This window comes from Microbacterium sp. Au-Mic1 (assembly GCF_021341785.1).
Classification (GTDB): Bacteria; Actinomycetota; Actinomycetes; order Actinomycetales; family Microbacteriaceae; genus Microbacterium.
Map to the genome: position 1 here is coordinate 86,937 of NZ_JAJTTF010000006.1, position 19,798 is coordinate 106,734.

Consider the following 19,798-nt stretch of genomic DNA (forward strand, 5'->3'; position numbering starts at 1 on the left):
TGCCTTAGGCGTTTCCGAAGGAGTTCCGAGACGATGTCGTCGCGATTGCGCTGAAGTCGGAGTCGTCGTTCGCGCAGATCGCCACGGACTTCGGTATCCCCGAGTCGTGCGTGCCGCCGTGGGACTTCCAAGCCGAACTCGACCGGAACGCGCTCGTCGGATCCATGGGCGGAGTCGGTGCTGCCGGCGATAACGCCGCGATGGAATCGTTCTTCGCGCTACTGCAGAATAGCGTGTTCAACAGCCGACGCTGGGCCCCCCGCGACGACCTCCGCCTCGCGATCGTGACGTGGATCGAACGGACCAACCACCGGCGTCGCCGGCAACGCGTCCTCGGCAAGTGGACGCCCGTCGAGTTCGAAGCCATCATGACCAGAGGCGGCATCCGCTGCCTACGACAAACTCGCGACCGTCTATCGATCAGCAGCAGTCCTCAACGCCGTCATCGCCTGGACCCACCGCTCAACGACACACTAAAGTGCGCGTGCGCGTAACAGGCGCGGATGGGAACGGCGCGGAGCTCGAATGGGATCGGCGTAGCGAGTGGGTCCAGATCTACACGGCAGACGCATCGACCGACGTCCCGCGACACGCGATCGCCGTCGAGCCCATGACGTGTCCACCCGACGCCTTGAACTCGACGCGGGGCCTCATCTCCCTCACGCCCGGCGAGGCGACCGCTGTGGGATGGCGAGTACCGGCATTGCTGCAGCTGGCCGCCGCGCCGGATCCCCCTGATCAGCCAGAACAGCCACCGGCGACGCTGACCCGCCGGATGGCGGAGACGTCATCGCCGATCACAGCCGCACGGCGGGTGTCCTGTGCGAATCGGCAGGCCATCGTGAAAGTATCCGCGATGGAGCGGCGAAGAACGAAGGAGTTCCTCATGACGGAGACCACCCAGCTGTGCCGGCCACCCTTCGATCCCGAGCTCGGGGCTGCGCTCGATGCGCTTACCGGGGTCTACCCGACGACCATCACCCTCGACATGATCCCCGCACTGCGCAACGCCGTTATCCCAGGCCTGCCGACGGCCGCCGAGGCGATCGAACAAGCAGGACTCGAGACTCGTGACATCACGATCCCCGGTTATGGGGGCGATGAGATCATCGTGAGCGTGGTGCAGATCAAGGATCGCACCGGTACGGGGCCGGGCTTCTACTTCACGCACGGCGGCGGCATGATCATCGGCGATCGCTGGACCGGCGTCATGGCTCTCACCGATTGGATCTTGCGCTACAACGCGGTGGCCGTGACCGTTGAGTACCGACTCGCGCCCGAGTATGTCGATCCCGTGCCTGTCGAGGATTGCTATGCCGGGCTGGTCTGGACCGCGGCTCATGCACAGGAGCTCGGAATCGATCTCGACCGCCTCCTGATCGCCGGGGGCAGCGCTGGTGGCGGGCTTGCGGCGGGAACGGCGCTGCTCGCGCGCGATCGCCGGGGGCCGAAGCTCGCCGGACAGCTCCTCATGTATCCGATGCTCGACGACCGCGATCAAACCGTGTCGACGATCCAGATCGACGGCGTCGGCGTGTGGGACCGTGGTAGTAACGTCACCGGCTGGACGGCATTGCTCGGAGATCGGCGCGGCACCGACGACGTATCCATCTACGCTGCGCCGTCTCGAGCGACCGATCTCAGCGGCCTTCCGCCTGCATTCATCGATTGCGGCAGCGCTGAAGTGTTCCGCGACGAGGACATCGCGTATGCCGCTGCGATCTGGGCCTCTGGCGGCCAAGCCGAGCTGCACGTATGGCCGGGTGGATTTCACGCCTTCGAGGGCCTCGTCCCTCAAGCCGCGCTCTCACGCGAGATGGTGACCGCGCGCGACAACTGGGTACGTCGCATTCTCGGCTGACCTGTCGGCAACGTCTCTCGCCTTGTACAATGGGCTCACAGCGATGGAGCACCCATGCAAGAACTCGCCGGGCGTCTGACCGCCCTTGACCCCGAAGCGAGTGAGTCGCTGAAGGTCATCTCGTACTTCGACTCGCTTGTCGCAAACGGCGCAGGACTTGAAGCACTCGTGCGCGCTGCTGCAGTTCTCAGTGGAGTCGCCTCAGGTGCCGAACTGTCCGGCCGGGTGTTGCGAGTGGATGCCACAGGTCGGCGCAGTGACGCGGAACCGGACACGGACTCGGACTGGCCTTCATCCCAGGCGGGAGGGCCACGGGTCTGGATCGAGCGCCACTTGCCGATGCATGCCAACGATCCCATGATCCTCGACAGACTGTCACTAGCTGTCGCAATCGTCAGTGCCCGGCGCTCGATGGCTGAGCCGAGTTCTATCGAAGTGGTGCTCGATTCAGGACGGTCGCCCGACGAACGCGCCGCTGCCGTGACGCGATTGCGGCTCACTTTCCCAGTCCGCGTGATCGCGATTCCAGTTACCGCTGAGGGTCCGCCACCCGTATGCCCTTCCGCGGTGATCACTAGTCCGCACGGGCTCGTCCGCGCAATGCTCGCGCCGTTGTCAGCAGGCCCACCGAATGGGCCCGCTGGTCATGCTCTTGCCGCCACTGCCGCCGACCTGCCCCAAGCCTGGCTGGATGCGCGCATCGCTTTGCGCCTCACCGACGCACGGCGGCCGGTCGTGTTTGCCGACGAGCTCGGGGCGCTCATCGCATTGGCACGATCTTTCGATCCACGACAGCCGCGGCATCCCGATGTAGACACGCTGCTGGCGCTCGACGAGCGCACCCGTGCCCTGCTCGACGAACTCGTCGCGGCGGACAGCGTCCGCTCCGCGGCGGCCACGCTCGGCCTGCACCACAGCAGCATGCAAGCTCGCCACGAGTCGACCAGCCGTCTGCTCGGCTACGATCCGCGTTCCTCACTCGGGCGTCCGCGATACGAGGCCGCCCGACTACTCAGCCGGATGGTCTGAAGCTGCCCTTGCTCGAAAGAGGTCCGCGGACAGCCGGCTGAGATCCGATGTGCCTCACAGACAGCAACGCGTGGACTCATCGACGCGCGTAACGGCCCCCTGTGCCCGATGCGGAAATCTCCATGGTCCCGATCCAGAACTCGTCATAGTTGTGCTCCTCGTCTAGGCCGCCGTTCTCGGGCGGATCAGGAACGCTCCGATTGGGTTGGTGATGAACGGGATGGCCTGCCCGCCGAAACCGCCGTGTGGACGCAGAGGCTCGCGGAACTGAGTGAGATCGTGCCGCTCCCGGTACCGGCTCGGCACTGTCAGGAGTCACCCAAACCTTCAACAGTCCCGTTGCCGCTGCCGCTGCTGGATTGACCCGACCCGGCAACTTTGACGCGGGCGCTCGGTGTCATAGATCACATCGAACGCGTCGACCCGATTTGGAGTTGCTCCAACGTCTCGGCGAGCGGTTGGTTGTCGAGGATTCGGATCAGGGGCCTGGTGGAAGCGCTCGTTCTTGCCCTGCGTGGTTGGTTTGTAGGGCTTGCCGGTGATCGGTTCGACGCCGAGCGATCGCAGAGAGGCGACCAGTTGCCCCAGCTCTCCGCGCCGGGGTGGCCCACCGTCGCCCAACGGTGTGCCACCGAACGGCCACTACTGTTTCAGAATGAAGCGGTCAAGGTTGATGTAGGGGTAACCTCCAGCTCCATTGGTGCCGGTGGCGCGCAGGATCAGCGTGTGGAACCCCCATCCCAGGTCGCCGCTGTCGAACACTAGCTGATTCCCAGTCAGAACGGTATTGCGATACCACGACACAGTGGATCCAGCACTCCCGTCGATGAACACGCTCCCGACTCCCCCGCCAGTTCCGGTGGCGCCGTACAGAACAATTCCTTTGCCATAGAAGCGTATCGTCGCTGTGTCGCCGGCTGTGCCTGTGCTCGCGACGTCGTCGTTGTCGAAGACGACCGTGGGCGAGCCGAAGCCTCCGTTGCAGCCGCTGTAGCACTGCATCCAGCCGCCGCCCGTATATGTGACCTGGCTGGGCCCGCTGCCCTGGGTCGCGTTTCCGACGCTCGTCGAGACAGTGCTGCCGGGATCCACCGCAACGCGGTCGATGTTGATGTAGGCGGAGCTCCCGTAGAGGGTGGTCCCTAGGGCCGTCACGGTCATGGTGTGAGCGCCGGGGCTCAGCGTCGGTGTGGTGTACAGCAGCAGATTTCCGATGGCCGGTGGAAGAAACGACGATCCGGAGAACCAGTCGACCTGGACCGCTGGGCCACCATCGATAGAGACGGTGCCGATGCCGGCTCCGCTCGCAGTCTGACCGTAGAGCTGTGCACGAGTGCCCGTGAACGAGACGGTCGCGGTCGCCCCGGCCACGTTGCTGTAGCTCACCGAATCGCCATAGAGGGTGGTGCCGAACTGGGAATTACAGCCTGACGTGCATTGCGCCCACCCGGCTGAGTAGCTGATATTGCTCGAAAGGTTGTCGATGGTGTGCCGCGCGTCTGTCGGGAAGGTGCAACCGGGCAAGGAACATCCTGCCCGCCAACCGGATGTTCCGTACTCGTACGCTCCGATGTCCGGTGAGGCGCCAACGTATCCGTCTGTGATGCCAGTGACGGGGGCTCCCGCGTCGATCATCGGTGAAGCGGAGGCCAGGTAAGGTCCTCCCGCCAGATATCCCGGGGCGGATCCCGGTGTCGAGTTGTTGCTCTGAGTTCCGCCGCTGACATTGTTGGGCTTCTCGAGTATGTTGTTGACGATCTCTGCGCCGACCGAGGAGAAGCCCACGTACATTCCGAGGCTTTGGTACTGCCCTCCCATGAGCGTGTTGTTGCGGATCTTCGCGTTCGACGGATCGCCGGAATAGTTGCCGTTGATCCCGATGCCGGCCGTCAGAGCGTTGGCGACCACGTTGTGGTGAACGGACATGTTCTTCGATCCGTTGTCGAGCATGATGCCCGAGCCAGCGGATCCGACACGTCCGCGTGCATTGTTGTCGTGCACATAGTTGTATTTGATCGAACCGCCTGACATATCCGTGCCGCAGCATGAGTAGATGCCGCCGCTGTCCTCGTTCATGACGCCCCAACTGAAGATCTCGTTGTAGGAGATCTCGTTGCCGGTGAAGTCTGTGTGCGCGGAGCCGTAGATACCGTCACCGAGATAGTTGGCCGTGATTCCATCTCGCCCCGTATCGAAGATGGTGTTCCGGGTGACGACTTCGTTCTGACCTCGGATGTAGACACCCGCTGACCAGGTACCCATGTAGTTGATCTCCGAGATCAGGTTGTTGTCAACACGATTCGCCGTGCCTTGAATTGATACTCCGTTCCCTGCGCTCCCCGTGATCGTGCTGTTGCGCAGCTGGTTGCGCGTGCCGTTGAGGATGATTCCACTTGTCAGCAGGTGGGCCGCGGCTACGGAGTCATCGGAGACGTTGGGGATCGGAATCGTGTCGAAGTGCGAGACATAGTGGATGTCCAGGCTGTCGAGGACATTGTCCGAGCTGGTGTCCGTCGTTAGAACGGAGGCCGCCTGAAGCCCCAGGCCGCTTACCTGAATGAAGGATCGACCGCTGAGGTCGAACGCCCACTGGCGCTGTTTCATCGTGACGCCTGTGGGAATTCCACCGCCTGGCGCCCAGAGCGAAACAGAGTGGGCGACTTTGTCGTAGAACCATTCACCCGCGGAATCCAGTGCGCCCCGGACACCGTCCAGGTAGTAGCGTGTGCCGCTCGATACGCAGAGGAAACTGAGCCCTCCGCCGCACTCGCTGTTCGCGCCCGAGTAGCCGACAGATCCAGCGGACGTCGACGTCACGGTTCCGGTCGCCGACATCCAGGCCGATCCCGCCCAGACGTGCAAGTTCGCGCCCGTCCAGCCTCCGGCAATCGTTGGGAGCGCAGCATCGACAAGCGTGGATGTCGTGGTACCTCCATCTGCGAAAGCGAGCGGTGCATGGAGGAGGTCCGAACCAGCATTCGGCCAACGAGCCCGGTTGAACATGGCGTCGTTGATGAAGAGCTGCTGACGTGTGTCGTCGTTGAGTGTTATCGGCGCAGTGTAGATATTTCCGGAAGTCAACGTCCAGCCCGCCACGGGGTCCGCCCCAGAGACGATGACCTGCTGGCCTGCGGCCGCCCGGAAAGTGATCGGTGCGGTGCTCGTGCCTGATTGTGCCGGCGTGATCGTCTCGCGGTACACACCTCCTTGGATCTCGCAGATGTCGCCGGCAGTGGCGACGGACGCACATTTTTGAATAGTGCGAAACGGTGCGGCGGCGGTTCCTGCGGCCGAATCCGAACCGGTGGTAGAGACCACATAGGTCGAGGCTGCGTTGGCGGGTGCCCCGGGAAGAAGTATGAGAGCCAAGACAGCCACAGCAGCCGTAGCCACAGCGACGAATCTGGAGCGACGGAGATCTGTTGGTGCAGGTGACATGGGCAACAACCTTTCACGACGGTGTGAAACAGCACTTCGGCCGCGGACGATTCCCCAATAGTCGGGAGTCCTCCCGATCGTGGATGCGATACGATACGATCTGAACAGATGATGCTCCTCATCGTAGACGGAAGTCAAGGGCACGATAGGGATGCGTTCGGTAACGTTGGTCACGATGAAATGCGAGGTGCCACATGAGTGATTCACGCTTGTCGGCCTCATCTGCGAAGCGGAACCTCGGCGAAGATGTCTACGAGTCGATCAAGCAGCAGATCATGAGCCACGCCATCTCGCCAGGCGCCAGAGTGAACATCGATCGATTGAGTCGAGTTCTGGACGTTTCACAAACGCCGATCCGACAAGCGCTCGCCCGTCTCGAATCAGAGGGTCTCGTCGAGAAGCAACCCTCTGTCGGTTACTCGGCAACACAGGTGCTCACGCGCAAGGAGCTCGAAGATCTTTACGACTTCCGCCTTCTGACCGAGCCGTGGGCAGCGGCCCGTGCCGCGGCCCTTCGAACCGGCGGTACTCGTGAGTCTCTCGAAACGGAGCTCGCCAAGATCAAGGACATTCAGAACGCTCACCCGGAGGATCCGCTGAAGACGATGCTCGCGCACGACGCACGCTTCCATGATCTGATCCTCTCCCTCGCGGGGAATGAAGTCGTCCGCTCCGCGCTCGACAGGACGCACAGCCACCTCCACCTGTTCCGGCTCTACTCGCGCGATCGCGGCGTGGACATCACCGTCGATGAGCACGTCGGCATCGCGAGCGCCATCAACGCCGGGGACCAGCCCGCCGCAGCGAGGGCCATGCGAGAGCACATCGAATCGTCCCGAGCAAGGACGATTCAGATGCTGCAGACTTAGTGTCGGTGCGAGCTTTCGCACCCGGCAGCGTTCACCGCTAGTGGTCACGACGTCACAGAATCGTTATAGGTCTGAGACGTTATGTAGCGTTCAACGCTCGTGTGGCTCATGGCGGCGCGTTGCCGAGGCTGTGGATCTGGTCGCGATGTATGAATCCACCCGCTCCATCCTCGGAAAGTGTCCGCCGTGATTCGCCAGTACCGCCACGGCTATCTCCAACGCTCTCTCGACGGTGATACCTGCCGGGCGCATTCGGCAGCACGACGTCCGGGAGTGCCAGATCAGTATCGGCCTCATGGGCGGGTTCTCGTACACGTTGGCCTACGCGCGCTCCCCGGCGCGCCGGACGCGCAGGTGCGGGTACCGCCGTCGAGCTCAAGGGCGGCACCCGGTGACAGAACCGGAGACCGGGCTCGCGAGAAAGGTGATCGCGTCGGCGACCTCCTGCGGCTGAACCGTGCGTCTGGTCGCCTGGCGCGCGTCTAGGGCCGCCCGCTCCATGGCCGGGTCCGCGAACCCTTCAAGCATGCGTTCGAAGAACGGAGTGGAGACGGTCGCAGGACTCACGCAGTTGACGCGGATGCCCTCGGCGATGTGGTCGCGGTCGCCATCGCATGGGTGAGGGCGAGCACGGCACCCTTCGACGCCGAGTACAGCGCACGCTGCGGGAGACCGTTGAGGGCAGCGACCGAGCAGAGATTCACGATCGCGGGCGACGGTGACCGCCACAGCCAGGGCAGCGCTGGCGCAGTGACCCGCGCCATGCCGGTGACGTTCACGTCGAGCATCCGCGCGCCACTCGGCATCCTCGTTCTCCTCGACGGTACCAACGGCGCTGATCCCTGCGTTGTTGAGGACGATGTCGATACGGGCGAATGTCTTCGCGACGGAACCGATCGCACGCTGCACGCTGGAACGCTCGGTCACGTCGGCCTCGAAAAGGACCAGCGGATGGTGCACAGCCTCGGTCGCGCGGTCGAGCACGGCCACCCTGGCCCCACGTGCCGCTAGCGTCCGCGCTGTGGCCGGGCCGATCCCCGACGCACCACCGGTTACGACGGCGACCAGTTCGTCGAAGTCGCTTATGCCTGCACCGTCCTCTGCCTCGCGAGTCCCAGGCCATCGATCTGCAGCTCGATCACGTCACCGGCCCTCAGGTACGGATTGCTGGGGATGCCGAGCGCCACACCGGCTGGAGTGCCGGTGTTGATCACGTCGCCGGGGTTCAGCACCATGAACTGGCTCAGATACCAGACGATGTGGGCGACGGAGAAGATCATGTTCGCCGTCGTGCCGTTCTGGCGCTCTTCGCCGTTGACCGAGAGGCGCATGCCGAGATGCTGCGGATCGGCGACCTGCGAGGCAGGAACCAGATCGGGGCCGAACGGGTTGAACGTCTCGCAGCTTTTGCCCCGATCCCACTGGCTGCCGCGTTCGAGCTGGAACTCCCGCTCCGATACGTCGTTCGATACGGAGTATCCCGCGACATGTGCGAGCGCCTCGTCGGGCGACTGAAGGTAGCGCGTGGTCGACCCGATCACGACGCCGAGCTCGATCCCAGTCGGTCTTCGACGATCCACGTGGAATCAGCACGTCGTCGAACGGTCCGACCATCGTCGACGGATCCTTCTGAAGATGATGGGTTCCGCAAGCGGCGCCTGTCCTGTCACCTCCGCGTGGTCGCTGTAGTTGAGGCCGACACAGACGATCTGGCCGGGGCGCGATGGGCGCGCCGACACAGAGCGTGACCGCGTCGAACTCTGGGAGAGCGCCGAGCACATCAGCGATCCGGGCGAGTCCGCCCGCGGCGAAGAACGCCGGATCGAAATCGGATGCGACGGGGCGGGCATCGAGCGTTCGTCCTGCGTAGCGGACGACGGGAACCTCCTCGCCGGCGGCTCCGAGTCAGGCAAGGGCGAATCGTTCGGTCATGCTTGGCCTTTCGTGAGTTCCATCGGTAAGCGCGAATCGCCGTACCCTGGACGATCGCGTCGCGCGCCTGCGCGGGCAGATGCGCGATGACGTCCAACTGAGCGCTCCATATCCGTGTGAAGTCGCCGGCCGGCAGAGACACGGGCCAGTCGCTGCCGAGCATCGTCCGCTCAGCGCCAAAGCCCGTGACCACGTGATCGACATAGGGTTTCCAGTCGGCGCTTGTCCAGCCATCGCCAGACAGGGTGCTCAGGCCGGACAGTTTGATGTACACGTTCGGTTCGGCGGCGCACGCCGCGATCAAGTCCGCCCACGGCTCCCAGCCATGATTCGCGATGTCGGGGCTGCCGAGATGGTCGATGATGAGCCGAAGACCCTGGTGCCGTCGAGCAAGCTCGGGAATCAGAGCCAGGTGCTCGGGGAGCCCGGCGACATAGTCCAACGAGAGGTCCCGGGCCTCGACGCCGTCGATGGATCGGGCGAGGTCGCCACGCAGGATCCACCTCGCGTCGTCATAGTTGTGCGTCAGCGCTCGCACACCCCGGATCGTCGGGGTCCTGGCGTAGAGGTCCAGCGCTGCGAGCGCCTCCTCAGGACGGTCGAGCGGAACCCATCCGACGACTCCGGCGATGCCGGGGAGCCGTGCCGCGACGCTCAGCATGTATAACGTGTCCTCGTAAGTGTCGGCCGCCTGAACCAGGATCGCCGCTGTGATACCAGCCGCCGCAGCCTCAGCGGCGATGTCCTCCGGACGGAAGTCGGCGAAAAGGACTCCGTGTTCGGGACGTATCCAGTCGTAGCGACGCTCAGATCTGACCCACACGTGCCGGTGAGCATCGATCATGGTGCCGGCACCCCCGCCGCCAGAAGGCCACGATCGGCCAAGTCCCCCCAGAGCGCCGGAGGGATGGCAACGTCGAACAGCGCCGCGTTTCGAATGACGTGAGCTTCCGAAGAGGCGCCGAGACACACCGTCGACACGGCGGGATGGCCCAGCGCGAACTGGGCTGCGACGGCCGGCACGGTCACTCCGTGAGCATCGCACACGTCCGCGATTTCGTTGACTCGCGCCAGAATCGGTGCGGGAACGGCGTCGTAATGGTAGTGCGAATCGCCACGAGGCCGGTCGGTGGCGAGGACCCCGGAGCTGAAGGCCCCTGCCGCTACCACGGAGACACTGCGCTTCTCGGCCTCGGGCAGAAGGTCGATCAACGCTGTCTGATCGAGAACCGTGTAGCGGCCCGCGACCATGACGATATCGAGATCGGTGTTCCGTACGAAGTCCGTCAACATCGCCGATTGATTCATGCCCGCTCCATATGAGGTGATGACACCTGAGGCACGGAGTTCCTCAAGCGCGGGAAAGGCACCCTCCATCGCTTGGCGGTAGAACTCGTCGGGGTCGTGTACGAGAACGATGTCGATCCGATCGAGTCCCGTCCTTTCAAGTGAGGTCTCGATCGAACGCAGAACTCCATCGCGGGAGTAGTCGCGGACCCGCTGACGGGTGCGCGGCACGTCGAACCCTTCGTCATCCCTGAGGCCGGGGAATGCGTCCGTGTCGATCAGCAGCCTTCCCACCTTCGTAGAGACGATCACGTCGGCGCGCTTCCGTGCGGCCAGCCCGCGCCCGAGACGTTCCTCGGCAAGTCCCAGCCCGTAGTGCGGGGCGGTATCGAAATATCGAACACCTGCTTCCCACGCGCTCCCGATCACGTGGCCGGCCGTCATGTCGTCGACTGCGCGGTAGAGGTTGCCGATGCTTGCTGTGCCGAGTGTGTGACGGCCGACGGTCAGGCCGCCCCGACCCAGCGGCCGGGTTGAAGCGCTCGTCATGGCTTGCACGCCCATGGACTACGCCACCCTCACATCGTCGAGTGCGTCCAGATCCCAGTCAATCCCGAGACCGGGAGAATCGGGAGCCCACGCGCGTCCGTCACGGATGCTGATCTCCGTCGACGTGATCGCGCGCAACTGTGGGATGTGTTCGAGGTAGAGGGCGTTCGGGATCGCACACGCCAGAGAAAGGTGCAGCTCCATGAGGAAATGCGGGGCGACCTTGACGTTGAACGACTCGGCGAGGTGCGCCACCTTGAGCCATGGCGTGATACCACCTATGCGCGCGACATCGACCTGGACGATCGACGCGGCGCCGCGCTGCAGGAAGTCCCGGAAGTGGCCCACCGAATACATGCTCTCTCCCACGGCGACCGGGATCGACGTCGCCTTCGTCAGCCGCTCATGCCCGGCCACATCCTCTGCGGGAAGGGGTTCCTCGAACCAGAAGATGTCGAGATCGTCGAACAGTCGTGCCCGTCGGATCGCCTCCGCGCCGGTCAGGGACTGGTTGGCGTCGATCATCAGGTGGAAACCCGGACCGACCGCTTCACGGACCGCGCGAAGACGTGCCAAATCGTCGTGCGGATTCGGCAAGCCGACCTTGATCTTGACGCCGGGGAGGCCGCGATCACGGCTGCTTCGCGCCTGTGCCACCAGCTCATCCGGCGACAGGTGCAACCAGCCGCCCTCGGTGTCGTAGATAGGTACCGACGGAGACGAACCTCCCGCGAGCTTCCACAATGGCAGGCTCGCGCGACGCGACCGGCCATCCCATACGGCCGTGTCGATCGCCGCCAGCGCGAGCGACGTGATCGGTCCGACTGTGGTCGCCCGGGTGGAGTTGAACGCGGCATACCAGACCGCTTCCGGACGCTCTGCGTCCTGCCCCACCACGGCATCGAGAAGGCCGCCGCGCAGCATTTCGAGCACCGCCCGGCCGCCGGTCCCGATGGTGTAGGTGTAACCGAGTCCTCCCACTCGATCAGCCGTCTGCAGCGAGACGAAAATAGTCTCCTGCTTCACGAACGCCTGCACGGCGTCCGTCCGTTTGGTCTCGACAGGGAGGTCGACCAGCCACGCCTCAGCCGAGACGATCGTCGATCCATGAGTCATGCGAAGAGTCCTTTCGTGGCAATTCACTGGAGGTGGAAGATTTCCGGCAACGTCTTCCACCATTCCCCGGCTGCCCGATCTTCGATGGGCCGTTGCAGGGGGCCGCAGACCGCCCACCACTCCTGCGTGATCGGGTCCGCGGCCATTGCAGCCATGTCCGAATCGAAGTCGTCACCGTCGTACTCCATGTAGGCGAAGAGCAGGTCGGCGTGACTGAAGATCGAATAGTTGGTGATGTGGGATGCGTTCAGCCGCTCAAGCACGCTTGGCCACACGTCCGCGTGAAGGCGCGTATATTCCTGAAGGTTCTCTGGCGGCAAGCCGATCACCGACGCGAGGCGCCGTCGCTGTCGCGCCTCCCCGGTCGCGGCGCTCGTCGTCTCCCCGCCCCGACGCAGGGGCTTCGAAGGGATCCCACGGCCGCGGGCCGCTGCCCACGCGATGTTTCCCCATAGGTCACAGGACTCGTGAGCGAAGCGGCCTGTTTCGAGGAGTGGATTGCGCGGAGAGTGCGTGACGATGACCTCCTCTACGCGGCCCCCGTGCGCGCGGATTCCATCCGCTAGCTTGTGGGCGTGCTTGGTCGCCTGTTCGGGGATGATCGTGTCGGCGGGGGACCACGTCAGACGAACGTCGGTTCGCGAGAGCTCCTTCAGATACGTCGACGCGGATCGCACACGGTACTGGTGGGGATCTCGGTCAGGTGTTCCGCCGACTTCCTCCTCTATGGTTTCGTGGGCACCCATCGTCCAGAGATTGGATGAGGTCCGATGCTGTGCGATGTCGTCATGCCACGCTGCGAGGTCGACGATCGGGTTGACGGCCCACACGGCGGCGAGTTCATCGGGATGCTGACCCGCGAGGACGAGGGCTTCGAGTCCTCCCATCGAGAGTCCACCCGTCGTGATGTGTGTCGCAGACGTCGCGTCACGAAGCCGAGTCGCCAGGTCCCACGCCGCATCGAGGTGTGACTGCCACGCCAGCGACACGCCGTCGACTAGGCGGCCACGAGCACGGGGAGCCACCACGAGGACGCCCAGGGCATCGGCCGAGCGACCGATCCCGTCGAGAGTACTGATCAGGTAGTCGCCGGGACCCTCGCCGTAGAGGACCAGTTCGGGATTCGATCCAAACGGGTGAAAGACGATGCTTACGCTGCCGACGGGAGCAGAGGGCACGCTGATGAGGTACTCACGTTCGACACCAGCGCTGTCCCGGATAGATACAGAGTTGATCCCCGGTAGGAACTCCGGGAGTTCTGAAGTCGCCATGTCAGCGTGCCTCTCCTCTCGCCTTCGGTCTAGTACTCGCCCTTGTCCATGAACTTGTCGATGTTGCTCGAGTCGACGAGGGTCTGCGGCACATTGATGCACTGCTCCATCTTCTTGTCGGTGCCACGCAGGTTGGCGACCATCGCGTCGATAACCTGCCTGCCTCCCTGCTCAAGGGACGAGAACACGGTGGAGTGCATCGTTCCCGCCTGCACGGCCTTCAAGCCATCCTTGGATCCGCCGATTCCGAGGACCTGGATCTTCCCGGTCTTCCCGGCGGCCTTGATCGCCTGGATGACGCCGACGGCCATGTTGTCGTCCGGCGCGTAGACGAGACTCAGATCGGGGTGCGCCTGAAGGATGTTCTCCATGGCCGTCAGCGCCGTCGTCCGGTCGAAGTTCCCGGGCTGCGACGCGACCACCTTGATCGCTGGATTCGCTTCAAGCTCTTTGACGAACCCGTCGTGACGAAGCTTGGAGGATTGAAGCCCGGCCGCGCCATCGATAATTGCGACGTTCCCCCCGTTGGGAAGGATCTTCACAGCTTCTTGGCCCTGAAGTTTCGCCCAGCCCTGTTCGTTAAATCCGACGTGCCCGACGCTGCCCGAATAGGCGCAGGTAGCCGTACCGAGAGTTGTGAAGGCGCTAGCGAGCGGAATCTTCGCCGCAAGGGCTGCCTGGGCGGACGCAACGATCGCGGACGAGTCGACTGCATTGATCACGATCCCATCAACGCCCTGGCTGACCAGGTCGGAGACGTCGTTCGTCTGCTTGGATGCCTGGCCTCCAGCGTCGGCGATCACCAGTTTGACCCCGAGCTTGCGAGCTTCTTCCTGCATGCCCTTGTCAAGGGCGACGACGGCCGGGAACTCGGTTCCGAGAACCGATGCGCCGATGGTGAGAGGTTTATCGGAGTTCGCACTGTCGGCGGGTCCTGCTGAGCAGCCGCTGAGGAAGAGGGCGCCTGCCGAGATGAGTGCGACGGCCACAACACTGTGGCGTGTACGGATTTTCACTGGTTTGCCTTTCGATGATGGGTGGGGTTGCGTTCTGGTGTTCTGCGCGAGACCAGCGGTCTCCTTGTGCTCGAGCCGCGAGAATTCAGCGGCGGGTTCGCCTTGTGTAGACGGCGACGCTGAGGATGATCACCGCGCCCTGGATCACGCCTTGGTAATAGGAACCGATATTGAGGAGGTTGAAGCCGTTGTTCAGCGTCGTCAGCAGAGCGGCACCGACGATGGACTTCCAGACGGAGCCTGAGCCTCCGGCAAGACTGGTGCCTCCGATGATGACGGCGGCGATCGCCTGAAGCTCGAAGCCGGTTCCTGCGGTGGGATCGACCGAGTTCACGCGACCCGCATAGAGGACACCGGCGAATCCGGCGAGCAGGCCCATCACGGCGAACGCTGCGATCTTGTAGGCATCGACGTTGATCCCTGAGACTTCTGCGGCTTCGGCGTTGCCGCCGGCAGCAGTGAAGTAACGACCGGTTCGAGTCTGGGTCAGCATCGTCGCCATGATCGCGGCCACGATCAGGAGTCCCCACGCGATGTTCGGGATGAGGCTCGTCGTATTGACGAATGACTGGAAGCCGATGTTATCGCCCTGGATGCTCGTGCCGTTGGTGTAGATCAGAACAAGACCACGAACCAGTGACATCGTCCCCAACGTGACGATCAGTGAATTGATCCCCGCTTTGACAACGATGAACCCGTTCACAAGGCCGACCAGGAGGCCTGCGGCCAGAGCGATGCCGATCGATGCCATCAACGGCATGTGAGCACTCAGCCCGAGGGTCAGCGCGCCAGCCAGGCCCAGTGTCGATCCAATCGAGAGGTCGAAGCTCCCGGTTATCAACAGCAGCGTCGTTCCGACCGCGAGAATGCCGAGGATAGACATCTGGGTCAGGATGTTCATGGCATTCGCGTACGTGAGGAAATGCGGCGACAAGAGCGACATGACGATGATGACGACGACGAGCGCGACCAAGATGCCGTACTCGCGGATGAAGCCTGCTGCTCGTGCCGGAGCGCGTACGCCGGGCGCTTCTGGCAGCGCGGTGGTGGATGTCACGACCTGTCTCCTTCGACTGAGGTGGAATAGCGACGGCCTGTAGCGGCCTCGTACAGCAACTGCTCTGCTGTGACGGGGTCGTTCACACCGGAGATGGGGTGCTCCGCGATGACCGATCCCTTGTAGATGGTGAGAATGCGCGTCGACATACGGAGAAGATCCTCGAACTCGGCAGCGACCACGATGAACGCGCGACCCTCGGCGGCAAGCTCATCGATGATCGAGAAGATCTCAGCCTTCGCATGGATGTCGACGCCGTGCGTCGGTTCATCCAACAGTCCGACACTGAAGTTCGACGCGAGCAACTTTGCGAAAACCACCTTTTGCTGGTTCCCGCCGCTGAGATCGCCGACCCACTGGCCGATGCCTGCCGCGATCACCCGACATCGTTCGATGAGCGAACGCGCGGATCTCTTCTCACGTACGGGATGCACGAAGATCCGCCCAGAGAGCCGTTCTAGTCCCGGGAGGGTCACATTCTTCCAGATCGGCCAATCACCGATGAGGGCGTCCTTACGGGACTCGGAGAGCATGGCGAGTCCGTGTTTGAGTGCTTGCCGCCCGTTTCGCACCGACAGGCCACGGACCCTGGCATCGCCGCCATCCCGGCCATAACCCAGCGCGATACTGCGTAGGAGTTCGGTGCGTCCGGAGCCGATCAAGCCGGCAAGGCCGACGATCTCATGTGCGTGCACACGGAGGTCGATCGGGGGCGCGCCGTTGACCGCCAGCGAGTCCAGTCGCAGTAGCTCTGTGCCGGGCGCGACACGCACGACGGGAGCATGTTCGAGTGCGTCCAACTCGGAACCAGCCATGAGCTTGGCCAGCTGCTTTGCGCTCGGGCGCTTCTCGATGGTCGCAACCACTGCCCCGTTGCGCAAGACCACCGCGCGATCGCAGTTGTCCTCAAGCTCCTCGAGAAAGTGGGAAACGATGATGAAACTGACCGGCTCGTCACCCTCCCGCAACTTCCTTATCAGGTCGAACAGTTGTGTCCTGTCCGACGGGCTCAAAGCGGCAGTCGGCTCATCGAGGATGACGATTCTGGCACCGCCGGCAAGCGCTCGAAGAATCTGAGCCAGCTGCTTTTGAGCGACGGAGAGATCGGCCACCAGTGCGTCACCGGGCAGCTCGATGCCGGTCTTCTGCTGGAGTTGCGAGTACCTTGTGCGGAGGTCCAGGCGGTCCATTCGTCCGAAGCGATCGCGGCGTTCTAGCTTCAGGAAGACGTTCGCCGCGACCGTGAGCTGTGACACAAGGGTCGGCTCCTGGTAGCAGACGCCGATGCCAGCTTCACGTGCAGCTCCCGGATCCGCGAACGACCTTTCCGCCCCGTCGACGCTGATGCGCCCCATGTCCGCTGCCTTCGTTCCGGCGAGGATTCCGATGAGGGTGGATTTCCCGGCTCCGTTGTGGCCGGCGAGCGCGAGCACTTCTCCGCGATGCAAGTCGAAGCCGACTCCGCGAAGAGCGTGGACGCCCCCGTACCGCTTGCCGATTCCATCGACGCTGAGTACGACCTCGGGCGCCGTTCGCGAGGAACCGGCCCGATGGCCGTTCGTTTCTGGCACCCACTCCTGTGTGGGTGACGACGAGTCGGTCACGTCTTCTCCTCGCTGTAAATACGATACGATACGATTTCGCTCTAGAGAGATGATGTGGCACGCGGAGACCGAAGTCAACTGGAAAGCGAAATCCTGCAAAACTCGATGAGGAGCACATGATTCAGCGGCAACCGTCTGCGGCAGAAAAAATCACGAGACGCAACCTCGGCAACGACGTTTACGAGACAGTCCGAAGTCGGATCATGAATCATGCGATCGCGCCCGGGGACAGGCTCAACATCGATCGTCTGAGTCGGGCGCTCAACGTTTCTCAGACACCGATCCGGCAAGCCCTGGCGCGTCTCGAGTCGGAGGGTCTGGTTGAAAAGCAGCCCCTCATCGGCTATTCCGCGACACCGGTTCTCACCCGCGCCGAGCTCGAAGATCTCTACGGGTTCCGTCTGCTCAATGAGCCCTGGGCGGCCGGGCGCGCCGCTGCACTCCAAGGCGCGAACGCGCAAGACGCGCTGACTGCCGAACTCGCATCAGCTCGCGACGTCGGCAGCGCCACGCCTGACGGATCGCTCAAGTCTGCAATCGCTCATGATGCCCGATTCCACGAACTGATCCTGTCACTCGCCGGAAATGAGATCGTCCGTTCCGCCCTCGAACGCACTCACAGCCACCTTCACTTGTTTCGCCTCTACTCGCGCGATCATGCAGTTGACACGACCATCGAGGAGCACGAGGGAATCGCATCCGCAGTAGTCTCCGGCAGCGAACGCGCCGCACTCGAGGCCATGCGCGCACACCTCGAGTCGTCACGGACTCGGACCATCCAGGCGTTGCGCTAGATGTACTGACCTCGACCGTTGTTGAATCGATCGATGGAAGTCTTGCCGCAGATGCCGAGGTGGGCTCTGTCCAGATTTGTCGTCGAGCCAGGTTGACAAGCCCGCCGCGCGGTCGGTGTTCGAGGTCCAGAGTCTCGCGTATGCCCACTCTGCGGCGCGGGTGCGATTCGGTCGCTCCACTTTGCCGTTGGTCCAGGGGCAGTTCGGTTTGATGAAATTCTGCTTGATGCCGTGCGCGACGGTCACCTCCCGTAACGCGGCGGACCTCCGATAGGCGAACGCGTTGTCGCTGATCACGCGTTCGACATTCACGCCCAGGGTCGCGTAGAAGGCGATCGCACGCTCCAAGACCCCGGGGGCGGTGGCGCCCTTCTCGTCGTCGTGGATCTCGGCGTTGGCGACGCGCGAATGATCATCGATCACGGTATGGACGTAGTCGTAGCCGATCCCGCGGACCCGACCTACTCGTTTCGCCCGCGGAGCCGCCATTTGCGGTCGAACTTCTTCACATCGACGTGGATCAGGTCATGCTGGTAACACTCCGCGGACCGCCGAGCGGCGCGGATCACGACCCCGGTCACCGGGTCCGACTCCCGCAGCAGCTGCGTCTGGTGACGGCGCAACACTCGCCCACTGTCGAGGCCTGCAAGCCGAGCTTGCCGGCGATGAACACCGGCCCGCGGCGAGTGAGATGCCGCATGATCCGCCCCATGTCTCCACGCACGGACCCGTCCGAGCCGGGTGCGACCTCGTGAGTTCGATGACACGGGCGCGTTCTACGGGGGGTCGGTTTCGAGCGGGAGTATCGCGATGATGGTTGGCTGATCCTTCGCCGTGGCGAGCTTCGGTTGGAGTTCTTCCTGTTCCCTGGCCTCATGCCCGAGGAGAGCTCCTTCATGTGCAGCGTCCGAGTTGATGATCTCGATGGGCTGTATCGACAGATCAAGGAGACGGGCGTCGTCGAAAAGACCGCCGGGCGTCCGCGGCTGCACCCTGTGCAGTTGCAGCCCTGAGGGCAACGCGCGGGGTTCCTCGTCGCCCCTGACGGGACGCAGCTGAACCTGATTGACAACCCCGCTTAGCGCGGCGCCGATAGCAGGTGGGTCCAGGCGATGACAGCATCGAGGATCACGACGGCGCGATAAACAATCGCGTGCTTGTCGTAGCGCGTGGCGAGGCCGCGCCATTGTTTGATTTGGCAGCAGTAGCGCTCGATCACGTTCCGGTTTCGGTAGTCCCCGGCATCCAGTCCGACGGGCCTGCCGCCGCGTGAGCCGCGCCGTTTGCGTGACCCTTCTGGTCGTCCGGCTCGGGGATGGGGATGACGGCCTTGAATCCGCGGGAGCGGAGGTGGCTGCGGATCGCGCGGGAGGAGTATGCCTTGTCGCCGCGGACTGCGTCGGGGCGGGTTCACAGGCGGCCCGTCTCGCGACTGACGCGCAGGTGCGCCATCAGCGGTAGGAACATCGACGAGTCACCGGCCTGCCTCGCGTTCAGCAGCGCGACCAGGGGAAGCTTGTTGCCCTCCACGAGCTGGTGGATCTTCGTCGACAAGCCGCCTCGGGAGCGGCCGACCGCGCGATCAAGCGGCTCGAGCGTCAGATTCCTGTAGTTCGATCCAGCCCCCGTGAGGCGCTTCGTGTTCGTCGCGCGCTGATGAGCGCGGGCGATCGTCGAGTCCACCGACAGCGACCAGTCCACAAGCCCTTCAGCCTCGGCTGCGGCAGTGAGGGTGGCGAGCATCTTGCGTCCGTCGCCATGCGGTGATGCCAGGTCCACACTGTCTGCCACGGCCCGAACACCTCAGGAAGATCCCGCCACACAATTCCGCACCGATACCGGTAGACGATCGCCTCGACCAACAGCCTGGCGTCCGAAAACGGCCGGCCCTTGCGTCCGGTTGGACGCGGCAGCATCTCCTCGATCAACGACCGCTGAGCATCCGAGAGCACCTGAAACCGCGACACCCTCAAGA

Annotated in this window: 15 protein-coding genes and 5 pseudogenes; 6 read left to right on the top strand and 14 right to left on the bottom strand. The window is 63.6% G+C overall.

All coding sequences use genetic code 11. The features are described 5' to 3' along the window. Window positions 1–125 precede the first annotated feature (125 nt). The 3 genes and pseudogenes from LXM50_RS09710 to LXM50_RS09720 all read left to right on the top strand — a co-directional run. Window positions 126–371: pseudogene (locus LXM50_RS09710) on the top strand (integrase core domain-containing protein); the annotation flags it as partial. A 515-nt stretch (window positions 372–886) separates the two neighbouring features. Continuing rightward, the gene (locus LXM50_RS09715; protein WP_233311122.1) at window positions 887–1,861 is read left to right on the top strand and encodes an alpha/beta hydrolase; all 975 of its coding nucleotides are present in this window, start codon (window positions 887–889) and stop codon (window positions 1,859–1,861) included. Window positions 1,862–1,915: 54 nt separating this feature from the next. Continuing rightward, window positions 1,916–2,890: a hypothetical protein gene (locus LXM50_RS09720; RefSeq protein WP_233311123.1), complete on the top strand. Its 975-nt coding sequence runs from the start codon at window positions 1,916–1,918 to the stop codon at window positions 2,888–2,890. 642 nt (window positions 2,891–3,532) lie between these two features. Here the strand turns inward: LXM50_RS09720 and LXM50_RS09730 are convergent. Beyond that, window positions 3,533–6,208, bottom strand: a complete 2,676-nt coding sequence (locus LXM50_RS09730) for a right-handed parallel beta-helix repeat-containing protein (protein WP_233311124.1) — start codon at window positions 6,206–6,208, stop codon at window positions 3,533–3,535. A 314-nt stretch (window positions 6,209–6,522) separates the two neighbouring features. Between LXM50_RS09730 and LXM50_RS09735 the strand changes: the two genes are divergently transcribed. After that, window positions 6,523–7,197, top strand: coding sequence for a GntR family transcriptional regulator (locus LXM50_RS09735; protein WP_233311125.1), 675 nt, complete (start codon window positions 6,523–6,525; stop codon window positions 7,195–7,197). Window positions 7,198–7,572: 375 nt separating this feature from the next. On the opposite strand, the gene LXM50_RS18725 is transcribed toward LXM50_RS09735, so the two are convergent. The 11 genes and pseudogenes from LXM50_RS18725 to LXM50_RS09780 form a co-directional block, all read right to left on the bottom strand. Next, the gene (locus tag LXM50_RS18725) at window positions 7,573–7,764 is read right to left on the bottom strand and encodes an SDR family oxidoreductase (protein ID WP_308192516.1); all 192 of its coding nucleotides are present in this window, start codon (window positions 7,762–7,764) and stop codon (window positions 7,573–7,575) included. Further along, complete coding sequence (locus LXM50_RS18730; protein WP_308192517.1) at window positions 7,761–8,003, bottom strand: SDR family NAD(P)-dependent oxidoreductase; 243 nt, start codon at window positions 8,001–8,003, stop codon at window positions 7,761–7,763. Before LXM50_RS18730 ends, LXM50_RS18725 begins: the two co-directional genes overlap by 4 nt. A gap of 37 nt (window positions 8,004–8,040) precedes the next feature. Next, window positions 8,041–8,283: pseudogene (locus LXM50_RS18735) on the bottom strand (SDR family NAD(P)-dependent oxidoreductase); the annotation flags it as partial. Beyond that, window positions 8,280–9,102 (bottom strand): annotated as a pseudogene (locus LXM50_RS09745) (fumarylacetoacetate hydrolase family protein); the annotation flags it as partial. The pseudogenes LXM50_RS09745 and LXM50_RS18735, both read right to left, overlap by 4 nt. Before the next feature lie 61 nt (window positions 9,103–9,163). Beyond that, a pseudogene (locus LXM50_RS09750) lies at window positions 9,164–9,973 on the bottom strand (amidohydrolase); the annotation flags it as partial. Next, window positions 9,970–10,980 carry an aldo/keto reductase gene (locus LXM50_RS09755; RefSeq protein ID WP_233311126.1) on the bottom strand — a complete coding sequence of 337 codons (1,011 nt, stop codon included), beginning with the start codon at window positions 10,978–10,980 and terminating at the stop codon, window positions 9,970–9,972. The gene LXM50_RS09755 and the pseudogene LXM50_RS09750, both read right to left, overlap by 4 nt. 3 nt (window positions 10,981–10,983) lie before the next feature. After that, window positions 10,984–12,081 carry a mandelate racemase/muconate lactonizing enzyme family protein gene (locus LXM50_RS09760; RefSeq protein ID WP_233311127.1) on the bottom strand — a complete coding sequence of 366 codons (1,098 nt, stop codon included), beginning with the start codon at window positions 12,079–12,081 and terminating at the stop codon, window positions 10,984–10,986. A gap of 23 nt (window positions 12,082–12,104) precedes the next feature. After that, window positions 12,105–13,352: an alpha/beta fold hydrolase gene (locus LXM50_RS09765; RefSeq protein WP_233311128.1), complete on the bottom strand. Its 1,248-nt coding sequence runs from the start codon at window positions 13,350–13,352 to the stop codon at window positions 12,105–12,107. A gap of 29 nt (window positions 13,353–13,381) precedes the next feature. After that, a complete protein-coding gene (locus tag LXM50_RS09770; protein ID WP_233311129.1) occupies window positions 13,382–14,341 on the bottom strand; it encodes a sugar ABC transporter substrate-binding protein in 960 nt (319 codons plus the stop codon). Window positions 14,342–14,453: 112 nt separating this feature from the next. Next, window positions 14,454–15,425, bottom strand: a complete 972-nt coding sequence (locus tag LXM50_RS09775; protein WP_233311130.1) for an ABC transporter permease — start codon at window positions 15,423–15,425, stop codon at window positions 14,454–14,456. After that, the gene (locus LXM50_RS09780; protein ID WP_233311131.1) at window positions 15,422–17,029 is read right to left on the bottom strand and encodes a sugar ABC transporter ATP-binding protein; all 1,608 of its coding nucleotides are present in this window, start codon (window positions 17,027–17,029) and stop codon (window positions 15,422–15,424) included. The genes LXM50_RS09775 and LXM50_RS09780 overlap by 4 nt, the downstream gene beginning before the upstream one ends. Before the next feature lie 116 nt (window positions 17,030–17,145). On the opposite strand from LXM50_RS09780, the gene LXM50_RS09785 reads away from it, so the two are divergent. Beyond that, on the top strand, window positions 17,146–17,823 hold the full coding sequence (locus tag LXM50_RS09785) for a GntR family transcriptional regulator (protein ID WP_233311132.1): 678 nt from the start codon (window positions 17,146–17,148) through the stop codon (window positions 17,821–17,823). On the opposite strand, the gene LXM50_RS09790 is transcribed toward LXM50_RS09785, so the two are convergent. Next, the gene (locus tag LXM50_RS09790) at window positions 17,791–18,312 is read right to left on the bottom strand and encodes a DDE-type integrase/transposase/recombinase (RefSeq protein ID WP_374107822.1); all 522 of its coding nucleotides are present in this window, start codon (window positions 18,310–18,312) and stop codon (window positions 17,791–17,793) included. The two genes, LXM50_RS09785 and LXM50_RS09790, sit on opposite strands and share 33 nt — an antisense overlap. A gap of 386 nt (window positions 18,313–18,698) precedes the next feature. On the opposite strand from LXM50_RS09790, the gene LXM50_RS09795 reads away from it, so the two are divergent. After that, window positions 18,699–18,836 carry a hypothetical protein gene (locus LXM50_RS09795; protein ID WP_233311133.1) on the top strand — a complete coding sequence of 46 codons (138 nt, stop codon included), beginning with the start codon at window positions 18,699–18,701 and terminating at the stop codon, window positions 18,834–18,836. Between the two features lie 65 nt (window positions 18,837–18,901). Here LXM50_RS09795 and LXM50_RS18815 read toward each other — a convergent pair. Continuing rightward, window positions 18,902–19,790 (bottom strand): annotated as a pseudogene (locus LXM50_RS18815) (IS5 family transposase). Window positions 19,791–19,798 lie beyond the last annotated feature (8 nt).

What these genes read in the sequence shown, in the direction of transcription:
- LXM50_RS09735 (WP_233311125.1), top strand. Translation starts at nt 6,523, where the DNA reads ATGAGTGATTCACGCTTGTCGGCCTCATCTGCGAAGCGGAACCTCGGC.
- LXM50_RS09790 (WP_374107822.1), bottom strand. Translation starts at nt 18,312, where the DNA reads ATGGCGGCTCCGCGGGCGAAACGAGTAGGTCGGGTCCGCGGGATCGGC.
- LXM50_RS09720 (WP_233311123.1), top strand. Translation starts at nt 1,916, where the DNA reads ATGCAAGAACTCGCCGGGCGTCTGACCGCCCTTGACCCCGAAGCGAGT.
- LXM50_RS18730 (WP_308192517.1), bottom strand. Translation starts at nt 8,003, where the DNA reads ATGCCGAGTGGCGCGCGGATGCTCGACGTGAACGTCACCGGCATGGCG.
- LXM50_RS09785 (WP_233311132.1), top strand. Translation starts at nt 17,146, where the DNA reads ATGATTCAGCGGCAACCGTCTGCGGCAGAAAAAATCACGAGACGCAAC.
- LXM50_RS09765 (WP_233311128.1), bottom strand. Translation starts at nt 13,352, where the DNA reads ATGGCGACTTCAGAACTCCCGGAGTTCCTACCGGGGATCAACTCTGTA.
- LXM50_RS09755 (WP_233311126.1), bottom strand. Translation starts at nt 10,980, where the DNA reads ATGGGCGTGCAAGCCATGACGAGCGCTTCAACCCGGCCGCTGGGTCGG.
- LXM50_RS09715 (WP_233311122.1), top strand. Translation starts at nt 887, where the DNA reads ATGACGGAGACCACCCAGCTGTGCCGGCCACCCTTCGATCCCGAGCTC.
- LXM50_RS09795 (WP_233311133.1), top strand. Translation starts at nt 18,699, where the DNA reads ATGCCCGAGGAGAGCTCCTTCATGTGCAGCGTCCGAGTTGATGATCTC.
- LXM50_RS09760 (WP_233311127.1), bottom strand. Translation starts at nt 12,081, where the DNA reads ATGACTCATGGATCGACGATCGTCTCGGCTGAGGCGTGGCTGGTCGAC.